Source organism: Massilia phyllostachyos (assembly GCF_021044825.1).
GTDB lineage: Bacteria > Pseudomonadota > Gammaproteobacteria > Burkholderiales > Burkholderiaceae_D > Telluria > Telluria phyllostachyos.
Map to the genome: position 1 here is coordinate 340,554 of NZ_JAJNOC010000001.1, position 20,140 is coordinate 360,693.

The 20,140-nt window shown below is 67.3% G+C and carries 17 protein-coding genes; 7 read left to right on the top strand and 10 right to left on the bottom strand.

All coding sequences use genetic code 11. The features are described from left to right. From LQ564_RS01425 to LQ564_RS01440, 4 genes are all read right to left on the bottom strand, one after another. Positions 1 to 1,206 carry a M56 family metallopeptidase gene (locus LQ564_RS01425; protein WP_231056308.1) on the bottom strand — a complete coding sequence of 402 codons (1,206 nt, stop codon included), beginning with the start codon at positions 1,204 to 1,206 and terminating at the stop codon, positions 1 to 3. After that, entirely contained in the window at positions 1,196 to 1,585 is a 390-nt protein-coding gene (locus LQ564_RS01430; RefSeq protein ID WP_231056309.1) for a BlaI/MecI/CopY family transcriptional regulator, read from the bottom strand. The genes LQ564_RS01425 and LQ564_RS01430 overlap by 11 nt, the downstream gene beginning before the upstream one ends. A 98-nt stretch (positions 1,586 to 1,683) precedes the next feature. Beyond that, positions 1,684 to 4,848: a pectinesterase family protein gene (locus tag LQ564_RS01435; protein ID WP_231056310.1), complete on the bottom strand. Its 3,165-nt coding sequence runs from the start codon at positions 4,846 to 4,848 to the stop codon at positions 1,684 to 1,686. Next, complete coding sequence (locus tag LQ564_RS01440; RefSeq protein ID WP_231056311.1) at positions 4,845 to 5,555, bottom strand: rhamnogalacturonan acetylesterase; 711 nt, start codon at positions 5,553 to 5,555, stop codon at positions 4,845 to 4,847. Before LQ564_RS01440 ends, LQ564_RS01435 begins: the two co-directional genes overlap by 4 nt. A gap of 337 nt (positions 5,556 to 5,892) precedes the next feature. On the opposite strand from LQ564_RS01440, the gene LQ564_RS01445 reads away from it, so the two are divergent. The 6 genes from LQ564_RS01445 to LQ564_RS01470 all read left to right on the top strand — a co-directional run bounded on the left by LQ564_RS01445 (position 5,893) and on the right by LQ564_RS01470 (position 12,623). Further along, positions 5,893 to 6,624 carry a FadR/GntR family transcriptional regulator gene (locus LQ564_RS01445; RefSeq protein WP_231056312.1) on the top strand — a complete coding sequence of 244 codons (732 nt, stop codon included), beginning with the start codon at positions 5,893 to 5,895 and terminating at the stop codon, positions 6,622 to 6,624. Positions 6,625 to 6,724: 100 nt separating this feature from the next. Continuing rightward, complete coding sequence (kdgD, locus tag LQ564_RS01450; protein ID WP_231056313.1) at positions 6,725 to 7,642, top strand: 5-dehydro-4-deoxyglucarate dehydratase; 918 nt, start codon at positions 6,725 to 6,727, stop codon at positions 7,640 to 7,642. 18 nt (positions 7,643 to 7,660) lie between these two features. Then, positions 7,661 to 9,241 (top strand): aldehyde dehydrogenase (NADP(+)), encoded by a 1,581-nt coding sequence (locus LQ564_RS01455; RefSeq protein ID WP_231056314.1) that lies wholly within the window; start codon positions 7,661 to 7,663, stop codon positions 9,239 to 9,241. 91 nt (positions 9,242 to 9,332) lie between these two features. Further along, entirely contained in the window at positions 9,333 to 10,739 is a 1,407-nt protein-coding gene (locus tag LQ564_RS01460; protein ID WP_231056315.1) for an MFS transporter, read from the top strand. Further along, complete coding sequence (locus LQ564_RS01465; protein WP_371873407.1) at positions 10,739 to 11,635, top strand: SMP-30/gluconolactonase/LRE family protein; 897 nt, start codon at positions 10,739 to 10,741, stop codon at positions 11,633 to 11,635. Before LQ564_RS01460 ends, LQ564_RS01465 begins: the two co-directional genes overlap by 1 nt. A 61-nt stretch (positions 11,636 to 11,696) precedes the next feature. Further along, positions 11,697 to 12,623, top strand: a complete 927-nt coding sequence (locus LQ564_RS01470; protein WP_231057342.1) for a cupin-like domain-containing protein — start codon at positions 11,697 to 11,699, stop codon at positions 12,621 to 12,623. Here LQ564_RS01470 and LQ564_RS01475 read toward each other — a convergent pair. The 6 genes from LQ564_RS01475 to LQ564_RS01500 form a co-directional block, all read right to left on the bottom strand. Further along, complete coding sequence (locus tag LQ564_RS01475; RefSeq protein ID WP_231056316.1) at positions 12,595 to 14,706, bottom strand: putative bifunctional diguanylate cyclase/phosphodiesterase; 2,112 nt, start codon at positions 14,704 to 14,706, stop codon at positions 12,595 to 12,597. The genes LQ564_RS01470 and LQ564_RS01475 overlap by 29 nt on opposite strands. A gap of 118 nt (positions 14,707 to 14,824) precedes the next feature. Further along, entirely contained in the window at positions 14,825 to 15,613 is a 789-nt protein-coding gene (locus LQ564_RS01480) for a nucleotidyltransferase domain-containing protein (RefSeq protein ID WP_231056317.1), read from the bottom strand. 13 nt (positions 15,614 to 15,626) lie between these two features. Next, positions 15,627 to 16,820, bottom strand: coding sequence for an acyl-CoA dehydrogenase (locus tag LQ564_RS01485; RefSeq protein WP_231056318.1), 1,194 nt, complete (start codon positions 16,818 to 16,820; stop codon positions 15,627 to 15,629). 178 nt (positions 16,821 to 16,998) lie between these two features. Continuing rightward, on the bottom strand, positions 16,999 to 17,943 hold the full coding sequence (locus tag LQ564_RS01490; RefSeq protein WP_231056319.1) for an AraC family transcriptional regulator: 945 nt from the start codon (positions 17,941 to 17,943) through the stop codon (positions 16,999 to 17,001). A gap of 43 nt (positions 17,944 to 17,986) precedes the next feature. Further along, complete coding sequence (locus LQ564_RS01495; RefSeq protein ID WP_231056320.1) at positions 17,987 to 18,826, bottom strand: SDR family NAD(P)-dependent oxidoreductase; 840 nt, start codon at positions 18,824 to 18,826, stop codon at positions 17,987 to 17,989. 142 nt (positions 18,827 to 18,968) lie between these two features. Then, positions 18,969 to 19,475, bottom strand: a complete 507-nt coding sequence (locus tag LQ564_RS01500) for a flavin reductase family protein (protein WP_231056321.1) — start codon at positions 19,473 to 19,475, stop codon at positions 18,969 to 18,971. A gap of 120 nt (positions 19,476 to 19,595) precedes the next feature. Here LQ564_RS01500 and msrA point away from each other — a divergent pair, with 120 nt between their 5' ends. After that, a complete protein-coding gene (gene msrA / locus LQ564_RS01505) occupies positions 19,596 to 20,135 on the top strand; it encodes a peptide-methionine (S)-S-oxide reductase MsrA (protein WP_231056322.1) in 540 nt (179 codons plus the stop codon). Positions 20,136 to 20,140: the final 5 nt, after the last annotated feature.

Below are 20,140 nucleotides of genomic sequence, written 5' to 3' on the forward strand. Positions count from 1 at the left end.
TTACGGCTGAGGTGTTACGGTCATCGCCATGCTGAATGCCTTGTCGCCTTCGCCGACCCGGACGGTGGCCGCTTCGCCCACCCGGGTCAGCAGGGTGGGCGCCGTTACCAGGGCCGCGCCCTTGAACAGCTTTCCGGTCAGCCAGACCTTGTCCGGCGTCTCGCCCGGATGCACGATCATGTCGAGGCGCCACTCGCCCGAGCTGACGCTGAACTTCTCGCCGGCCGGCGTGATTACGCGCGGGATCATCCCCTTCCCGTCGCTCTGGAAGGCGTCCGCCTTGACGTCGAAGCCGAAAGGCGAGCTGCTGCCGTCGACGAGGGCCAGGGACACCATGTACTGGGACACGGCCACAGGCTGCTGCGCGCGGGCGCCCAGCGTGGCGCCGAATGCGCCCAGCGCCATCAGGGCGAGGATGCAGCGGCCGGCGGCGCGGCGGAAGGTTCCGGGTAGGGTGTGCTGCAGACTCATGATGCGCTCCTTGGTGGGGTGAGGGGATTGCCATTGGCAGTGCAGGCCGGCGCGGAAGGCGCCGGTGTGGGACTTCAGGAGGGCTTCGGCGTAGACGCGGCGCTGGCCCGGATGCTGCTGGATGACGGCGGCGTCGCAGGCCAGTTCCTGGTCCTGGCGGAAGGCGCGTGCGCCCAGGTGGACCAGCGGATTGAACCAGAAGACGCACTGGAACAGGCTTGCCGCCAGGTTGGCCGGCAGGTCGCCGCGGGCGATGTGGGCGCGTTCGTGGGCGAGCACCAGGGCCTGTTCGGCAGGCGAATAGCGCGCCGCGAAATCGTCGGGCAGCACGACCCGTGGACGGAACAGGCCGACCGAGGCCGGCCCGGCCGCGCCGGCCCTGGCCCGGCGCAGGAAGGCGCGCTGACCGAGGGCGAAGCGCAGCGCCATCGCTGCCGCGCCAATGGCCCAGGCAAGCATCAGCATGTCGGCTTGGCCAGACGACGGGACGGCGGCCGTGGCCTGCGCCGCCAGCGATTGGACCGGGCGCAGCACCTGGATCGTTTGCAGCACCTGGGCCGGGCGGCTAGGCGCCAGGCTCGCGAACACGACGAGCGGCATCAGCAGCCAGGCCTGGTAGGCCAGCGCCGCGCCGAGCCAGCGCCGCAGCGGCCGGCGCAGGACCAGCAGGACGAGGATCGCCAGGCCGGCGAACAGCGCACCGCGCAGGATCAGGCCGGTGAATTCACTGGCCATCGTCCATCTCGTCGATCAGCTTGCGCAGCTCCTGGATATCGGCCTGCGACAGCTTTTTCCGGCTGCCGAAGTGCGCGACCAGCGGCGCGATGCGTCCGCCGAACAGGCGCTGCACCAGGCTCTCGCTTTCACGCGCCAGCCAGGCTTCGCGCGGCAGGATCGCGGAGTAGAGGAAGCGCCGGCCATCCTTTTCGGCGGCGATCGCGCCCTTCTTCAGCAGGCGGTTGAGCAGGGTCTTGACGGTGGCGGACTGCCAGTGCTGGCTTTCCGATAGGGCGACGACGACCTGTTCGGCCACGACCGGGCCGGGCGCGCGCCACAGCACTTCCATGACGTGGGATTCGGCATCGCTGATGTTGATTGCGGGTGGTGTGGGCATGACGTACCATTTACAAATGTAATCTTGAGGTGATGATTACAGCTGTAAACGGTATTGTCAAGCCGGCTTTTCGTAGGGTGGGCGGAGGACCGCCCACCCTACTGGGGATTCCAGCCGCGGCCGGCGAACACTGTGGCGCGGCTGGACAGGCGTGCCGCGGCCTCGCGGTCCAGCTGGAAGCCGCCATAACTGCGCGGCTGTCCATCCTCGCTCCTGTTGCCGTACTCGCCCCAGCCGCCCTGCAGGGGATTCGGCAGCGGCTTGCGGTACCAGGCGTCTTGCGCCACGTGCGGGCCGATGATGTTGTCGATGAAGACCACGTTGTCCCAGGTGCTCGGCGTGCCCGGCGAGCGCACGAAGTAGGTCGCGCCATCCGGCGGCAGGTTGCCCGCCGGGCCGGGGCCGCGCGTGATGCGCGAGCGCAGGAAGATGAAGCCCGGCTCGTCCTTGCCCACGGTGCGCGCCTGCACGATGTAGCCACCGCTCTCGCGGTTGGCGCTGTCGCCGACGGTGCGCAGTTCGCTTTCCTCGAACAGGGCGGCGCGGTTGTTCCCCCAGATGAAGTCGACGTTGCCTTCGATGAGCGAGCGGTAGAACCAGGCGTAGCCGGTCAGCTGCAGGGTGTCCTGCTCGGAGATGAAATGGGCGTTGCGCACCTGCAGGCGGCCGCGGTCGCTGAAGAAGAAGATCGTCTCCGCCTGGGCCGAGTGGCCGTCGCTGCGCAGGGTGCTGTTGTGCAGGGCGATGTCGCGGATCTCGAGCATGTCCACGTCCTGGGCCAGGAACAGCGAACGGCCGCCCGAGAAGCCCGGCGTGCCGATCAGCTGGCTGGCGCCCGACCCCGGGTTGCGGGTGTCGCTGTTGGCGGCGCGGATGATGGTGTGTTCCCGGCTCTGGCCGCGCAGGGTGACGTTGTCCTTGTCGACCAGGTAGAGGATCTCCGGATAGACGCCGTCGCGCACGTTGACGGTGATCGCCTTGTCGCGCGGCTGGCGCATGGCGTAATCGAGCGCGCCCTGCACCGTGCGGAAGTCGGCGCGGCCGTCGTCGTCCACGGTGATGCTGTCGCCGACCGGTTGATAGGGCGTGGTGTGGAAGGACCAGCGTGCTCCCTTGAATCCGTCAAGCCGCACCAGGCGCGCGTCGATCACGGCCTCGTATTCTTCACCGTAGGCGAGCGGCTGCGGCATGCGCACGTAGAGCTCCTTGTCCACGACCTTGATCGCATGCTGGCGCACCAGGCGCTGGCGTGCCTGGGACCCGAGCGCGGTGATGGTTTCGCCGGGACGGACCACGGCGACCAGCGCCTTGTCGCGCTTGCGGTAGACGCGCACGCTGCCTTCCTTGCCCAGCACCGGCGCCTGGTCGAACACGAGGCGCAGCGGCGCATCCGTCGGCACGCCGCGCGCGCCTTGCGCCGGGTGGGCGGTGGCGCCAGGCGGGAGGGTGGCGCCGTCCGGCGCCATGAAAGGTGTCTGCACCTCGACCGTGAAGATCGCCTGCGCCCACGGATCGTCGACGCTGCGCACGGTGACCGTGGTGCTGCCGGCCGCCAGCGGCGTCACGCGCAGGCCGCCCTCGGCCGCTTCGACCGTGGCGATGCGCGCGTCCTGCGCCTGGGCCGTGACGACGGGCGCGCCGCCGAGGCGGATCGCTTCCGGCGCGTCGCCCGCCTGCAGGGCGATGCGGTCGGCGCCGACGTGCACGCTCACGCGCTCGGGCAGGCCGGCGGGGCCGCTGCGCAGGTCGAGCAGGGTGTTGGCGCCCGTCTCCCAGCCGACCGGCTGCACCGCCGGCATGGCGGTGGCGAGCAGCCAGGTGGCGCGGTCGCCATCCACCGAGACCGACAGCGACGGACCTTTTACATTGGGGCCGGCGCTGGGCTCGGCCGCGAAGCGCAGCACCACCGGCACGCCGGCAGGCGAGGCGTTGCGGCGCACCTGCTTGATGCGTTTGACTTCGCCGCCGCGCGACTCCAGCAGCTCGATGTGCAGCACCTTGCCGTCGTCGGCCAGCTGCAGGCTGGCGCCCTGCCAGTCGCCGTTCGCATCCTGGCGTGCGCGCAGGATGAAGGGCGCGCCCTTGCCTGGGACGACGCGCGCTTCGGCGAAGCCGTCGGATTTGCCCAATAAAGGCTGCGGGCCCGCGTTCTCCATCACATGGTGCGCCACCTCGCTCGCCGGCAGGGCCGTGAAGCGGTAGGGCACGCGCCAGCCGACGTCGCCGCCGAAGTGGCAGTCCTGCAGGGCCTGGCCGTTGAGCAGCGAGCCGCTGTCGTTGAAGACGCCGTGGCTGGAGGCGGGGTCGCGCACGATCTGCTTGCAGGCGGTGGCGCCCTCGATATCGAAGGCGTTGGCGCTCGAGATCACGTGCGAGGCGTGCGCCACGCCGATGCTGTAGCCGTGGGCGTAGACCGGATGCTTGCGGTCGCCGACATAGTAGTTGTTCAGCAGGTGCACCTGGCCATAGCGCACGCGCGGCGCGCGTTCGGCGACGTGCTCGAACAGGTTGCCCTTGAGGGTGATGCGCAGGTGGCCGGCGTCGCCGGTGGCGCGGTCGCCGGAACCGATCAGCATGTTCTTCTCGTGCTGGCCGAAGCGGTTGTAGCTGACGCTGACGAAGTCCGCGCCCTGGTTGATGTCGAGGGCGCCGTCGTGGCACTGCTTCAGCTTGCCGTTCTCGACCGGCTGCCTGTCGTCGGTATCGGGGGCGTCGGTGAAGCTGTTGTGGTCGATCCAGACGTGGTGCGAGGCGGAGACGGTGATGCCGTCGAACGAGGAGTTCCAGTTGCCCTTCGGTCCATCCTTCGCGTCCCAGCGCGGCCCGACGTCGCAGGGATTGCGGATCGCGAGGTTGCGGATCACGACCTGCTCGGCGTTGGCCACGATGAGCGAACCGTTGACGAAGCCGGCGTTCGGCGCCACGCCGATCAGGGTGGTGTGCGAGGGGATGCGCACGATGCCGCGCTGCGCCTGGTCTTCGGTGGAGGCGAAGGCGCGGCCTTCGCTCATGTCGATGGTAGCGGCCACGCGGACGATGCGGGCCGGCGCCTGGGCGCCGAGCGCGGCCAGCAGTCCGGCGCGGTCGCGCACCGTGAACACGTGTTCGGGCCTGGCGAGCGCGCCGCCGCGGGTGCCGCCATCGTGAGCGGCCCAGCCGTCGGACGGCGCGTGCTGGCGTTCGGTCAAGGCGATCGGGGCGGCGAATGCCTGGCCGAAGGCGCCGGCCAGGGCGAGGGCGAGGAGGGTGGCGCGCGGGTTCAACGTGCACCTCGCAGATCGGCGGCCAGGGCCGGCACCTTGCGCGGCAGTTCGCTGGCCATGATGCCGGCGAAGCGTTCCGCACCGGCCGGTCCCAGGTGGGTGTAGTCGAAGTTGGCCCCAAGGCGCGCCAGCTTGTCGGCTTCCTTCGGTCCCATGGCCTGCACGGCGCTGAGTGACAGGGCATTCAGGTCGACCAGCGGCGCGCGGGTAGCGCGCGCGATGTCGCGGATGGCGCCGGCCCAGGGGGCGAGGTCGTTGTGCACATAGCCGCCCTTGAAGCTGCGGCGGGTCAGGGGCGTGACCAGCACCGGCTCGGCGCCCAGGGCACGGGCCTCCTCCACGTAGCGCTTCATGTTGGCGGGGAACTCGGTGACGAAGTCGGTCGAGCGTCCTGGTTTGCCCGGCTGGTCGTTGTGGCCGAACTGGATCAGCACGTAGGTCTTGCGGAAGGCCGCGCCGTCCTGCAGCAGCCTGGTCACCTCGTCCCAGCGGCCTTCGGCGCGGAAGCTCCCCGAACTGCGGCCACCGCGCGCCAGGTTCAGGCAGGCGGTTTCAGGCGTGAAGCGGGCGCACAGGGCGTCGCCGTAGCCGGTAGTGCTGGCCATGGTGGAGTCGCCGACCAGGATGATGCGGTCGGGCAGGGCGGGGGTTGCGTGCACGTGAGCGGCAAGGAGCAGGGGGAAGAGGGCAAGGGCGGGGCGTAGCATGGGCGGTCTCCTGATTATTCGGTCGATTCTATTTTGGCCTGACCAATTTATCAAGCGGTCAGGCCGGAGCGTAAAGACTGCGTACGCTTTCTTCGTTAACCCCTGCACCGTCGTACGCGCCACTGGCGCCTACGACTTCCCGCGAAGGCGGGAACCCAATTTTGCGTGCGCTAACGGAACGCATAAGAACTTGGATTCCCGCCTGCGCGGGAATGACGGCTCATGAGTAGGAGGGGAAAGCAAGCGTACCCGTAACATAGACATCTTGTTGTAAGACGTCAGACATCTTGTAATGATATATAATCGTCTTATCCCTTTCTCATCCCCACATCCTCCCATGGTCCCCACGCAGCGCAAGCCCCGCAATCTCGCCCAGGGCGTCGTCGAACAGATCAGCGGCAGCATCCGCCAGGGACTCCTGAAACCCGGCGAGAAGCTGCCCACCGAATCGTCGATGATGGCGCAGCACGGCGTCAGCCGCACCGTGGTGCGCGAGGCGATCTCGCATCTGCAGGCGTCGGGCCTGGTGCAGACCCGGCACGGCATCGGCACCTTCGTGCTGGAACCCGCGCCGAGCGCCGGCCTGGGCATCGACGCCGAGAGCATATTGACCCTGCGCGACGTGCTCTCGATCCTCGAGCTGCGCATCGGCGTGGAGACCGAGACCGCCGGCCTGGCGGCGGTGCGCCGCAGCGACGAGCAGGTGCGGGAGCTGGGTGTGGCGCTGGGAGAAATGCACGAGGCGATGGCGTCCGGCAGGCCGGCGGCGGATGCCGACAAGCGCTTCCACCTCCTGATCGCGCAGGCCACCGGCAACCGCTATTTCGCCGACATCCTGGCCCAGCTGGGCAACGCCATCATTCCGCGCGCGCGCCTGAACACGGTGGAGCTGGAGCAGGACAAGCCGGCCAATTTCAACGAGCGCGTCAGCCGCGAGCACGACGACATCTACCGCGCCATCGAACGGCGCGACCCGGAAGCGGCGCGCGCCGCGATGCGCACCCACCTGTCCAACAGCCGCGAACGTCTGGTCGAAGCGCAGCGCCGCATCGAAGCCCGGATCAATTAAAAAACCATCGAACATTTTGCTTGCCGGGTCGACGTTTAGGTTGTACGATGACATACAACTTACCGCAGTATCCCATCATAACTGTCCTGGAGACCCCGCAATGCAACCGCTCGAGCTACAAAAAGTCCTTTCGCACGGCCTGCTGTCCTTCCCGATCACCGACTTCACCGCCGACCTCGAGTTCGACAAGGCCGGCTACCAGAAGCGCCTCGAATGGCTGGCCCCGTACGGCGCCACCGCGCTGTTCGCCGCCGGCGGCACCGGCGAATACTTCTCGCTGCACGGCGAAGAGTACGGCCAGATCGTCAAGACCGCGGTCGACACCTGCGCCGGCACCGGCGTCGCGATCCTGGCAGGCTGCGGCGGCCCGACCCGCGCGGCCATCGCCCACGCACAGGAAGCCGAGCGCCAGGGCGCGCAGGGCCTGCTGCTGCTGCCGCACTACCTGACCGAATCCAACCAGGACGGCCTGATCGCCCACGTCGAAGCGGTGTGCCGCTCCGTGAAGATCGGCGTCGTGGTCTACAACCGCGCCGCCTGCCGCCTGACCCCGGAATCGCTGGCCAAGCTGGCCGACCGCAACCCGAACCTGATCGGCTTCAAGGACGGCATCGGCGACATCGAACTGATGGTCTCGATCTGGCGCAAGATGGGCGACCGCTTCAGCTACCTGGGCGGCCTGCCGACCGCGGAAGTCTATGCCGGCGCCTATAAAGCGCTGGGCACCCCGGTGTACTCGTCGGCCGTGTTCAACTTCGTGCCGCAGCTGGCCATGGACTTCTACCACGCCACCGCCGCCGGCGACACCGCGACCACCAACCGCCTGATCGACGAATTCTTCCTGCCTTACCTGGACATCCGCAACCGCAAGGGCGGCTACGCCGTCAGCATCATCAAGGCCGGCGCACGCCTGGTCGGCCATGGCGCGGGCCCGGTGCGTCCGCCGCTGACCGACCTGACCGCGGAAGAAGACCAGATGCTGCTGGCCCTGATCCAGAAGCAGAAGAACCCGGTCTAAGGGTAAAAGGCAAGCGTCATGACGATTACTGGTGAAATGATCATCGGCAGCCAGCTGGTCCGCGGTAGCGCGGGCGAGCAGCGTGCCTACAACCCCTCGACCCGCGCCGAGTTCGAGCCTGCCTTCGGCCAGGCGACGGGCGACGACGTGGAACGCGCCTGCGCCCTGGCGCAGCAAGCCTTCGACCCGTACCGCAGCCTGCCGCTCGAGCAGCGCGCACGCTTCCTGGAAGCGGTGGCGGAACAGATCCTGGCGATCGGTTCGGAACTGATCGAACGCGCCCAGCAGGAAACCGGCCTGCCGCAAGCCCGCCTCGAAGGCGAGCGCATGCGCACCGTGACCCAGCTGCGCCTGTTCGCGAAAGTGGTGCGCGACGGCCGCTTCCTGGGCGCGACCATCGACAGCGCGCTGCCGGAACGCACTCCGCCGCGTCCCGACCTGCGCCTGGCCAAGATTGGCCTGGGCCCGGTCGCCGTCTTCGGCGCCAGTAACTTCCCGCTGGCCTTCTCGGTCGCCGGTGGCGACACGGCGTCCGCACTGGCCGCCGGCTGCCCGGTGGTGGTGAAAGCCCACGGCGCCCACCTCGGCACCTCGGAACTGGTCGGCCGCGCCGTCCAGCGCGCAGTGCAGGAATGTGGCCTGCCGGAAGGCGTGTTCTCGATGCTGTTCGGCGACGGCCGCACCATCGGCCAGCAGCTGGTGGCTAATGCCGCCATCAAGGCGGTCGGCTTCACCGGCTCGCGTGGCGGCGGCACTGCGCTGATGCGCACCGCAGCTAGCCGCAACGAACCGATCCCGGTCTACGCCGAGATGAGCAGCGTGAACCCGGTGTTCCTGCTGCCGACCGCGCTGGAAGAGGGCGGCGCCGCGCTGGCGAACGGCTTCGTCGATTCGCTGACCCTGGGCGTCGGCCAGTTCTGCACCAACCCGGGCCTGGTGTTCGCGGTCAAGGGCGCGGCGCTGGATGCGTTCACCGCCGCCGCAACCACCGCGCTGGCAGGCAAGGGCGCCGGCACCATGCTGACCGCCGGCATCCATGAAGCCTACAACAGCGGCATCGCACGCTTCGGTTCGACCGAAGGCCTGCGCCTCGTTGCACAAGGCAGCACGGAAGGTATCGGCTGCGCCGCGCAAGCCGCGCTGTACGAAGTCGACGCTGCCGCCTTCATCGCCAACCCGGACCTGCAGGACGAGATCTTCGGACCGGCGGCGCTGGTGGTGCGCTTCGACAGCGAAGAGCAGCTGCTGCAGGCGGCCGAGAAGCTGCACGGCCAGCTGACCGCGACCGTGCACGTCAAGCAGGCCGACCATGCACTGGCCGCCAAGCTGCTGACTATCCTGGAACGCAAGGCGGGCCGCGTGCTGTTCAACGGCTTCCCGACCGGCGTCGAGGTCTCGCATGCGATGGTCCACGGCGGCCCGTTCCCGGCCACCAGCGACAGCCGCACCACCTCGGTGGGCGCGACCGCCATCGACCGCTTCCTGCGTCCGGTGTGCTACCAGAACCTGCCGGCGGACTTGCTGCCGGAGGCGCTGCGCGACGACAATCCACTCGGCCTGGCACGCGTGCTGGACGGGGACCTGAAAGTCGCCATGTAATACCGGGGGGGCGCTGATTGCGCCCCCTTTTGTCGATTGAAGTACCAGCCGGCGGAGACTCCGGCTGTTTCACTTGAAAAGAACTGATCACATGAATCAGCAAGTCATGAGCCGCCCAGAGAAGACCGGGGAGCTGGCCTCCACGGTGGGCAAATACCGCTGGACCATCTGCGGTCTGCTGTTCTTCGCCACCACCATCAACTACCTCGACCGCCAGGTCCTGAGCCTGCTGGCTCCCTTGCTGACCAAGGAATTCGGCTGGTCGAACACGGACTACGCCAACATCACGGCGACCTTCCAGTTCGTGTACGCGATCTCGATGCTGTTCGCCGGCCGCGTGATCGACCGCCTCGGCACCAAGCGCGCCTTCGTGCTGGCCATCGTCGTGTGGTCGATCGGCGCCATCGCCCACGCCTACGCGATCGGCATCGGCACCGCCGTCAACAACATCTTCACCACGCTCGGCCTGGCCGCGGTGCCGGTCTCGATCATCGGCTTCATGGTCGGCCGCGCGGTGCTGGCGATCGGCGAGGCGGGTAACTTCCCGGCCGCGATCAAGGCCACCGCCGAGTACTTCCCGAAGCGCGAGCGTTCCTTCGCCACCGGCATCTTCAACTCGGGCGCCAACGTCGGCGCGATCCTGGCGCCGTTGTCCGTGCCGCTGATCGCCGAGTACTGGGGCTGGCAGGCCGCCTTCATCGCGGTCGGCGCGGTCGGCTTCCTGTGGATGGGCCTGTGGCTGTGGCTGTACGACACGCCGGAACGCCAGAAGCGCCTCTCCGCCGGCGAGCTCGCCTACATCAACAGCGACAGCACGCCGGTCGAAGCGGCGCCCGTCGCGGCCGACAAGCCGAAGGCATCGTGGTTCAAGCTGCTCGGCTACCGCCAGACCTGGGCCTTCACCTTCGGTAAATTCATGACCGACGGCGTGTGGTGGTTCTTCCTGTTCTGGCTGCCCAAGTACATGTCCTCGCAATACGGCCTGACGGGCCCGGAGATGGTGATCCCGCTGGCGGTCCTGTACAGCATGACCATGGTCGGCTCGATCGGCGGCGGCTGGCTGCCGACCTGGTTCATCGACCGCGGCGCCAGCATCTACCAGGGCCGCATGCGCGCCATGCTGACCATCGCCCTGTTCCCGCTGGTGGTGCTGCTGGCCCAGCCGCTCGGCACCATGGGCTACTGGTTCCCGGTGATCCTGATCGGCATCGGCGCCTCGGCCCACCAGGCATGGTCGGCCAACCTGTTCACCACGGTGTCGGACATGTTCCCGAAACACAGCGTCGGCTCGGTGGTCGGCATCGGCGGCATGGCCGGCGGCCTGGGCGGCGTCCTGATCACCAAGCTGGGCGGCTGGCTGTTCGACTACTACGGCGCGCAAGGCCACATGGAGACCGGCTACATGATCATGTTCTCGATCTGCGCGCTGGCCTACCTGGTCGCCTGGGCCGTCATGAAAGCGCTGGTGCCGGCGCACCGCGAGATCACCGACCTGTGATGAGCGACATGCAGATCGAACGACTTGAGGGCGTGCACTGCGCCACCGGCGAAAGCCCGACCTGGAATGCGGTGGAAGGCGCGTGGTACTGGGTCGACATCCCGGCGCGCCGGGTCTGGCGCCTGGACCACGCGACCCGCGCCGCGCGCTACTGGGAAGCCCCGGAGATGGTGGCCTGCGTGGCCGCCGCCGACGACGGCAGCCTGGTGGCGGGCATGGAAACCGGCATCTTCCGCCTGACCCTGGGCGAGGATGGCGACGCCAAGGTCACGCTGCTGGCTGCTCCTCCGGCTTCGGAGCTGGGCGAGGGCATGCGCTTCAACGACGGCCGCTGCGACCGGCAGGGCCGCTTCTGGAGCGGCACCATGCTCATGGACATGGGCGCGGCGCGCGCGGTGGGCGGCTTGTACAGCTACAGCGCACAGGAGGGTCTGGTCGGTCCGGTGGTAAGCAATATGCTGACCCAGAACGGCCTGGCCTGGTCGCCGGACGGCCGCACCATGTACCTGTCGGATTCGCATCCGCAGGTGCGCACGGTGTGGGCCTTCGACTACGACATCGAGACCGGCACGCCGTCCAACCAGCGCGTGTTCGCGGATCTCTCCAAGCAGAAGGGCCGCCCGGATGGCGCCGCGGTCGATGCCGAAGGCTGCTACTGGAGCTGCGCCAACGACGCCGGCCTGCTGCAGCGGTTTACCCCTGGCGGCAAGCTCGATCGCGAGATCGCGCTGCCGATGGCCAAACCGTCGATGTGCGCCTTCGGCGGGCCGGAGCTGGACGTGCTGCTGGTGACGTCGATCGATCCGGGCACCGGCGGCGACGCTGGTTCCGTCGTGCTGCTCAAGCCCGGCATGAAGGGCGTGGCCGAGACGCCTTTCGTTACCGGCCGCCTCTGATTCGACTTTTCCTGCCCGACGCGCTACCCTGTCCGGTTTCGTGAAACCGGATGTGAAAACGATGTCGGGCAAGGGAAGTGAATCGAAGGGGCTGCCGCCGCTGCCAACCCTGGCCGCGACGCCGGAAGAAGCGGCGGCGCGCAAGCTGGCGCAGGAAGAACGCGATGCCGCCGTGCGCGGCGTCGACTCCATCGCGGCGATGCGCGAGGCCGTCAAGGCGCATGCGCGCAGCCTGCCGCTGCTCACCGACATTCCTCGCATCAAACGTCTCGACGCCCAGGCCTTCGCCGAACGCGCGGCGCAGGGACTGCCTTTCCTCATGACTGGCGTGGTCAGTCGCTGGCCTTTGTTGCGCCTGACTCCCCACGATTTGCGCGAACAGTACGGCGAGATGCCGGTGCGCGCCCGTACCGGCGACTACATCCGCCAGGCCTTCCGCGCCGACCGTCCGATGCGCGACATGACTTTGCGCGAATACCTCGATCTGGAGCCCGGCCGCATCCACGGGCCGGACGAGCCGCCGCCCTATGTCGGGAATATGGAGCTGCGCGAGTTGAACCGCCTGTGCCACTGGCCGGCCTATTTTCAGAAGATGGGACCGCCGCGCTTCTGGCTCGGACCAATCGGCACCATGACGCCGTTGCACTGCGATTTCGACGACAACATCTTCGCGCAGATCTGGGGGACCAAGCGGATCTTCCTGGTGCCGCCGCATCATGACGAATTCCTCTACGTGCGGGAGGCGAATCCGGTGCTGTTCGGATCGCCGTTCGATCCGGAGCAGCCGGATTTCGATACGTATCCGCTGGCGCGGCAGGCGAATGCGGTGGAAGTGATCGTGGAGCCGGGGGATATGCTGTACGTGCCGGCCGGGTGGTATCACCAGGTGCGGGCGCTGACGTTCTCCTTGTCGTCCAATCGCTGGGCGCGTGGAAAACCGCTGTCCCTACGAAAACCCGTCAGTGGACCATCCGGGCGTACTGGGTGAAATGCTCGGCGCTGAGCGCGTGCTGGTATAGAAAGCCCTGGTAGATGAAGCAGCCGGCATCGGACAGGAACTGCCGCTGCCCCGGCGTCTCCACGCCTTCCGCGATCACCTGCAGCCCCAGGCTGTCCCCCAGCGCGATGATCGAGCGCACGATCGAGGCGTCGTTCTGGTCGGTCAGCACGTCGCGCATGAAGGAGTGGTCGATCTTGAGCTGGTCGAGCGGGAGCTTGCGCAAATAGGCCAGCGAGGAGTAGCCGGTGCCGAAGTCGTCGAGCGAGAAGCTGATGCCGCGCTGCTTCAGGGTCGACATGGTGTGGGCCGTGTGGGTGAAGTCGCTCACCACCAGGCTTTCGGTCAGCTCCAGTTTCAGCCCCGAAGGCTGGACGCCGGTCTCTTCGAAGATCTGCTGCAGCATCGGCACGAAGTCCGGCTCGGTGAACTGGCTGGCGCTGACGTTCACCGACAGGGTCAGGCCCGCCGTGTCCGGCCAGCGCTGCCAGCGCGCCAGTTCGGCGCAGGCGGTCTGCAGCACCCAGCGGCCGATGTCGATGATCAGGCCGCTCTCCTCGGTGGCCTGGATGAATTCGGACGGGTACAGCAGCTTCCCGCTCGGCAGGCGCCAGCGTAGCAGGGCTTCGGCGCCGATCACGCGGCTGCTGCGGTCGAGCTGCGGCTGGTAGTGCAGCACGAATTCGTTGTCGCGCAGCGCGCGCCGCAGGCCGCTTTCCAGCTCGGCGCGGGCCGACCACGCGGCCTGCACCGCCGGGTCGTGGAAGCGGTAGGTGTTGCGGCCGCAGGCCTTGGCCTGGTACATGGCGGCGTCGGCCTGGCGCAGGGTCGATTCGACCGTGTCCACGGTGCCGGAGAGCGTGGTGACGCCGACGCTGACCGACACCGAATACATCATCTCGGCCAGCTGGAAGGGTGCGGCCATCCCCGCCACCACCTTGGCCGCCACCGTCTCGGCATTGGCGGCGGCGCCTTCGCGCGTGTCCTCGACCGGCTGGATCAGGATCACGAATTCGTCGCCGCCCAGGCGCGCCACCAGGTCGGCTTCGCGCACGCAGTGCTCGAGGCGGCGCGCCACCGCCTGCAGCAGCATGTCGCCGGCGGCGTGGCCCTGGGAGTCGTTCAGGTACTTGAAGTTGTCGAGGTCGCAGAACATCAGGGCCCCGCACTTGCGCGTGCGCGCGCTGCCCAGCAAGGCGCGGCGCAGGTGGTCGAGCAGGCTGGCGCGGTTCGGCAGGTCGGTCAGCGGGTCGAAGAAGGCGAGGTGGTAGATCTTCGCCTCGTGGTGCTTGCGTTCGCTGATGTCGGTGCTGATCACCAGGATCTTCTGCCCGGCGCAGCCTTGGTCGGCCGCGAGCAGGGTCCAGCGGGTATCGGTCTCGATGCAGACGCCGTCGCGCCGCAGGTGCGACAGCTCGCCCGACCATTCGCCGTTGGCGAGGGTGCTCTCCCAGGCCACGTGGTAGGCCTGCAGCTTGTCGCACACCAGTTCCGAGAACTTCCTGCCGCGCGCCTCCGCCGCGCTCCAGCCGTACAGGCACTCGGCGCCGTTGTTCCAGTAGGTGATGCGCGAATTCATCTCCATCGCGACGATGGCGTCGTGCGCCTGCTGCAGGTAGGAGGCCTGTTCGCGCGCCAGCAGGTCGGCGTCGTGCACGCGGGTGTAGTCGAACAGGAAGCCTTCCAGCAGATGCCCGCCGCCGTGCGCGGTGGCCGTGCCCTGCTCGTAGATCCACTTCAGCGCGCCGTCGGCGCAGCGGATGCGGTAGGTCATCTGGAAGGATTGGCCCTTGTGGAGCGCCATCGCGATGCGGCACTCGACCGCGGGGCGGTCTTCGGGGACGATCAGGCTGGCGAGGGACAGGCCGGGGCGCGCCATGAAGGCGCCGGCGGGGTGGCCGGTGAGCTGTTCGATGCCGGCGCTGACGAAGTGCACCGTCCAGCTGCCGTCATTCAGGCAACGGTAGGCCGCACCCGGCAGGTTTTGCAGCAAGCGCTCGAGCGACAGCGCATGCGGATCCCCGGCAGTGGGCAACTGCAGTCCTTCCGGTACGCTTTTCGGGCCTTTCGACATGGCTTTGTCGTCGAAAACGTTTATGCGAAGCTAATGCCTATAGTAAGGCATAAATTCGCCGTATTGACGCAGCGATTGAAAACAAAAAATTACTGTTGCGTGGATTACCCACGCTGCATCAGTCCCAGGTCTCGCGCAGGACGTCGCGGAACAGCGCGGACAGCAGGGGCTCGGACTGGCTGCGGGCGTCGCGCGGAATGTGAAGCGTTTCCAGGCGCGTCAGTTCGGACACGATGAAGCCCTGGATCGCCGGCACCTGCGGCGCCAGCCCGAGTTCCGGCGCGGCGCGCTTGGCTTCGAGCAGGGCGTCGATGGCGTCGCGCAAGGCGGGTTCGCCGTCGATCGTCGACAGCAGGCGGCCGAATTCGATCGGGGCAGGCGCCTGGTGGGCGAGCAGCCAGCGCACCGCGAGCAGGGGGCGCAGGACGTAGAAGTATTTTTTCAGCGGGACGCGTTCGGTCTGCAGATAGCCGCGGAAATTGGTCTTGGCCATGCTGCGGTAATGGTGCACACCGCGTTCCACCGAGTATACCTGCGGCAGCAGTGCGCGCGCCCGCGCGGCAAAGGAGCCGGCCGATTCATATACCAGGGGCGACTGGATCCATTCGACGAAGCCGGGATTCGAGCGCTGGAACAGGCGCAAGGCCTTGCGCAGGTCCCAGCCGTTGATGTCCATCTCGTCGACGATCGGATATTCGATCACGTCGCGCTGCTCTTCCAGGCCGACGGACAAGTACCACTCCGGCCGGTTCACGTAGATGAAGCGGCCGTCGTAATCGCTGTCGGGCGAGGCGAAGCCCCAGGCGCGGCTGCCGGATTCCACGGCGAGCAGCACCTTGACGCCGTGCTCGGCCTCGGCGCCGCGCAGGCGGCGCCGGACCTCGTCCTGTTTGTCGGCGCCGATCAAGGCCGGCGGCCGGTCAGAATGCGGCGATGCCGGTCTGGGCGCGGCCCAGGATCAGCGCGTGGATATCGTGGGTGCCTTCGTAGGTATTGACGACCTCGAGGTTGACCATGTGGCGCACGATGCCGAACTCGTCCGAGATGCCATTGCCGCCGAGCATGTCACGGGCGGTGCGGGCGATGTCGAGCGACTTGCCGCAGGAATTGCGCTTCATGATCGAGGTGATCTCGACGGCGGCGGTGCCTTCGTCCTTCATGCGGCCCAGGCGCAGGCAGCCCTGCAGGCCGAGGGTGATTTCGGTCTGCATGTCGGCCAGTTTCTTCTGCACCAGCTGGTTGGCGGCGAGCGGCTTGCCGAACTGCTTGCGGTCCAGCACGTACTGGCGCGCGGTGTGCCAGCAGGATTCCGCCGCGCCGAGCGCGCCCCAGGCGATGCCGTAGCGCGCCGAGTTCAGGCAGGTGAACGGGCCCTTCAGGCCGCGCACCTCGGGGAAGGCATTTTCTTCCGGGCAGAACACCTCGTCCATGACGATCTCGCCGGTGACCGAGGCGCGCAGGCCGAACTTGCCGTGGATCGCCGGGGCGGAGAGGCCCTTCCAGCCTTTTTCCAGCACGAAGCCGCGGATCGCACCTTCGTCGTCCTTGGCCCAGACCACGAACACGTCGGCGACCGGGGAATTGGTGATCCACATTTTCGAACCGCTGAGCGAATAGCCGCCCTCGACCTTGCGCGCGCGCGTGACCATCGAACCCGGGTCGGAGCCGTGGTTCGGCTCGGTCAGGCCGAAGCAGCCGATCCATTCGCCAGTGGCCAGTTTCGGCAGGTATTTTTGCTTGGTCTCTTCATTGCCGAACTCGTAGATCGGCACCATCACCAGCGAGGACTGCACGCTCATCATCGAGCGGTAGCCGGAATCGACGCGCTCGACTTCGCGCGCGATCAGGCCGTAGGCCACGTAGTTCAGGCCGGGGCCGCCGTACTGTTCGGGGATGGTCGGGCCGAGCAGGCCGAGTTCGCCCATCTCGCGGAAGATCTCGACATCCATGCGCTCGTGGCGGAAAGCCTCGAGGATGCGCGGCTGCAGCTTGTCCTGGCAATAGGCGGCCGCGGCGTCGCGCACCATGCGCTCGTCGTCATTCAGCTGGCTGTTCAGCAGCAGGGGGTCGTCCCAGTGGAAGGCGGCTTTGCGGGGCGAATCGGAATGGCTCATGGATCTTCCTGTCTCGATGGTTTTTATGACAAAAACGAAGGCGCGCACCGCTCCCTGGGCCGCGCCATAGCCTGACCATTATAGGAATGACGCCGAACGGTATCTTTTGAAACTGCGACAGGCATTTTCATTTTTGACCAGCGGGCAATGCCGATCACGCGGACGTTTTCCGCCCACATTATTGGGTGAAGGAGACGGCTTCGCTCAGGCCGGCGCTGCGCAGGCGCACCATGTCGCGCGTCGGCGCACTGCCGAAATGGCGCGCATATTCCCGGCTGAACTGGGATGGGCTGGCGTAGCCGACCCGCTGGCAGGCCAGCCCCGCATCCATGCCGGTCGACAACATCAGCCGCCGCGCTTCCTGTAGGCGCAGCGTCTTCTGGAATTGCAGCGGGCTCATCGAGGTGAGCGACTTGAAGTGCTCGTGCAGCGACGAGGTGCTCATGTGCGCCAGCTCCGCCATGTCGTCGATGCGGATAGGCTGGTCGAAGTTGCGGCGGATCCAGTCGACCACCTTGCCGATCCGATGCGATTCGACCCGCCCGAGCTGGGCCAGGCGGGCGCCGAAGGGGCCGCGCAGCAGGCGCAGGACGATCTCGTCCATGGCCAGCGGCGCCAGCAGCTCGGCTTCCTCGGGCTGGCTCGCCAGGGTCAGCAGGCGCGCGGCGGCGTCGATGACGGGCTCGCCGGCCTGGGCCACGTAGACCGCGCGCCTGTCGGGCACGGCCGGGACGCCGTCCGGATATGCCTTCAGGATCAGCTCCGACAGGCGTTCCTGGTCGAAGTCGAGCCGGAACGACAGGTAGGGCGCGGCCACGCTGGCCTGCCGGATCATGGCGGCGATCGGCAGGTCGAGCGAGAAGATCATCATGCGCGAGGGATCGTACTCGTAGGACTCGTCGCCAAGCATGACGGTCTTCGCCCCCTGCGCCACGATGCACAGGGCGGCGCAGTGCAGGCCGTGCACGAGTTCCGTGCTCGTGTTCGAGGCGCGGATGGCGTGCACGCCCGGGATGCAGGTCTGGAAACTGCCGTCCTGCGGCGCATGGGCCGTGAGCAGGCCGGCCAGCCGCGCGAGCGCCGGCGTGGCGGGTGGGGAGGGGGGTGGGACGAGCGAGTTCATGATCTTGTCCCATTCAGGATACACCAACGCCACGCGGCTTTGCTCAGGCATCGGCATGGTCCGTCGAGCGCGACAGTTCGGCCATGCCCTGCATCTCGGACAGGCGCGCATCGACTTCGGCATGCGCCATCGCGAGCGCATCGCTGCCCGCCAGGAAGTGCTGCGGCGGATTCGCCATAGTGGCGAGCTGGATCACCACGTCGCCCAGCTTGACCGGATCGCCCAGTTGCTTGCCGTGGTAGGCCCCGTAGGCGCCCGCGACCGTGCCGTGGGCGGCATAGTCCTCGATCACTTTACTTCCGTAGCGCACCGAGCTCTGGTCGAGGAAGTCGGTGCGGAAGAAGCCCGGCTCGACGGTGGTGACGTGGATGCCGAACTTGCCCAGTTCCAGCGCCAGCGAGGAGCTCAGGCCTTCGATCGCATACTTGGTGGCGCAATACACCGCGGCGCCGTCGAAGCCGGTGCGGCCGGCGATCGAGCTGATGTTGATGACGTGGCCGCTGCGCTGTCGGCGCAGGACGGGCAGGGCGGCGCGCAGCACGTGCATCACACCGAACACGTTGACGCCGAACTGTTGCGCGATTTCCTCGGTGGACAGTTCTTCGAAATTGCCGAGCAGACCGTAGGCGGCGTTGTTGACCAGCACATCGATGCGGCCGAAGCGGTCGACCGCGGCCTGGATCGCGGCCGGAGCCTGTGCTTCCTGGGCGACGTCGAGTGCGACCAGTTCGACCTGGGCCGGATCGACGTTTGCGAAGGCTTCTTTCAGTTGAGCAAGGCTGCGGCCGGCTGCGACGACCTGGTCGCCGCTGGCGATGGCTGCCTGGGCGATGCTGGCGCCGATGCCGCGGTTGGCGCCGGTGATGAACCAGACTTTGGACATGATCTTCTCTCCAGTTGGTGCCGCGTCGAATGCGGCGTTAAGGTGAGAAGCATGGTAGGGCGCGGCTTTCGTCAGGACTTGCCTGAAACTCCGGACAACTGGCGCAATCCTCGGCAAGTGCCGCTTTTGCGCCAGTGACGGCTTATCCGGTCGTGCCGAATCGTCCGCCGTGGAACAGCAGCGCCGACTGCGGATGCACGGCGCATTCCTCGACTTCGCCGACGAAGATGACGTGGTCGCCTTCCGGATAGCGGCTGCGGTTGTGGCACTCGAACCAGGCCGAGACGCCCTTCAGGATCGGCTGGCCGGTGCGCGACAGTTCGTAGTCGACGCCGTCGAAGGGGTTGGCTTCGCTGCGGCGCGAAAAGCGCAGCGCCAGGTCCTGCTGGCCGGCCGCCAGCACGTTGATCACGTAGTGGGAATTGCCGCTGAAGATGGGCAGGCTGTTGGCGCCGGCGCCCAGGCTCCAGAGGACGAGCGGAGGCTCCAGCGAGACCGAGTTGAAGGAGCTGGCGGTCAGGCCGCGAAAGGTTCCGTCGGCAAGGCGCGTGGTGATGACGGTGACACCGGTAGCGAATTGCGACAGGGCGTGGCGGAAATGGGCCGAATCGAAGCCGCGTTCCGTGGCGCGGGGAGTACGTGTATTCATAGGATGCGCCATTATGCCACTGTCGGGCCGAATGGCGGTGCAGGTGAGGTAGTGCACTGCACGATCGTTCACTTTGCGTTACATTAAAGATCATTAAAACTGACGAATGCAAGGTGTGCGATGAGCGAGCAAACAGCAACCGAAGTGGCCATCCTGGGCGGCGGATGCTTCTGGTGCACGGAGGCGGTCTACCTGGAAGTGCGCGGGGTGACGCGCGTGGAATCCGGCTACATGGGCGGGCACGTGGTGAATCCGACCTACGAGCAGGTGTGCTCGGCCACCACCGGTCACGCCGAGGTGGTGCGGCTCGAGTTCGACCCGTCCGTGATCAGCTACCGCGACATCCTCGAGATCTTCTTCACCATCCACGACCCGACCACGCAGGACCGCCAGGGCAACGACGTCGGCCCGCAGTACCGCTCGGTGATCTTCACCACCTCCGACGAGCAGGACGCGACGGCGCGCAAGGTGATGGCCGAGATGGCGGCGGTGTGGGACGCGCCGATCGTGACCCAGATCGTGCCGCAGGAGACCTGGTACAAGGCGGAGGACTACCACCAGAATTATTTCGCGCAGCATCCGCTGCAGGGATATTGCGCGTTCGTGGTGGCGCCGAAGGTGGCGAAGTTCCGTAAAACCTTCGCCGAGCGGATGAAATAACCGCC

What these genes read in the sequence shown, in the direction of transcription:
- LQ564_RS01425 (WP_231056308.1), bottom strand. Translation starts at nt 1,206, where the DNA reads ATGGCCAGTGAATTCACCGGCCTGATCCTGCGCGGTGCGCTGTTCGCC.
- LQ564_RS01430 (WP_231056309.1), bottom strand. Translation starts at nt 1,585, where the DNA reads ATGCCCACACCACCCGCAATCAACATCAGCGATGCCGAATCCCACGTC.
- LQ564_RS01440 (WP_231056311.1), bottom strand. Translation starts at nt 5,555, where the DNA reads ATGCTACGCCCCGCCCTTGCCCTCTTCCCCCTGCTCCTTGCCGCTCAC.
- LQ564_RS01445 (WP_231056312.1), top strand. Translation starts at nt 5,893, where the DNA reads ATGGTCCCCACGCAGCGCAAGCCCCGCAATCTCGCCCAGGGCGTCGTC.
- kdgD (WP_231056313.1), top strand. Translation starts at nt 6,725, where the DNA reads ATGCAACCGCTCGAGCTACAAAAAGTCCTTTCGCACGGCCTGCTGTCC.
- LQ564_RS01455 (WP_231056314.1), top strand. Translation starts at nt 7,661, where the DNA reads ATGACGATTACTGGTGAAATGATCATCGGCAGCCAGCTGGTCCGCGGT.
- LQ564_RS01460 (WP_231056315.1), top strand. Translation starts at nt 9,333, where the DNA reads ATGAATCAGCAAGTCATGAGCCGCCCAGAGAAGACCGGGGAGCTGGCC.
- LQ564_RS01465 (WP_371873407.1), top strand. Translation starts at nt 10,739, where the DNA reads ATGAGCGACATGCAGATCGAACGACTTGAGGGCGTGCACTGCGCCACC.
- LQ564_RS01470 (WP_231057342.1), top strand. Translation starts at nt 11,697, where the DNA reads ATGTCGGGCAAGGGAAGTGAATCGAAGGGGCTGCCGCCGCTGCCAACC.
- LQ564_RS01475 (WP_231056316.1), bottom strand. Translation starts at nt 14,706, where the DNA reads ATGTCGAAAGGCCCGAAAAGCGTACCGGAAGGACTGCAGTTGCCCACT.
- LQ564_RS01485 (WP_231056318.1), bottom strand. Translation starts at nt 16,820, where the DNA reads ATGAGCCATTCCGATTCGCCCCGCAAAGCCGCCTTCCACTGGGACGAC.
- LQ564_RS01490 (WP_231056319.1), bottom strand. Translation starts at nt 17,943, where the DNA reads ATGAACTCGCTCGTCCCACCCCCCTCCCCACCCGCCACGCCGGCGCTC.
- LQ564_RS01495 (WP_231056320.1), bottom strand. Translation starts at nt 18,826, where the DNA reads ATGTCCAAAGTCTGGTTCATCACCGGCGCCAACCGCGGCATCGGCGCC.
- LQ564_RS01500 (WP_231056321.1), bottom strand. Translation starts at nt 19,475, where the DNA reads ATGAATACACGTACTCCCCGCGCCACGGAACGCGGCTTCGATTCGGCC.
- msrA (WP_231056322.1), top strand. Translation starts at nt 19,596, where the DNA reads ATGAGCGAGCAAACAGCAACCGAAGTGGCCATCCTGGGCGGCGGATGC.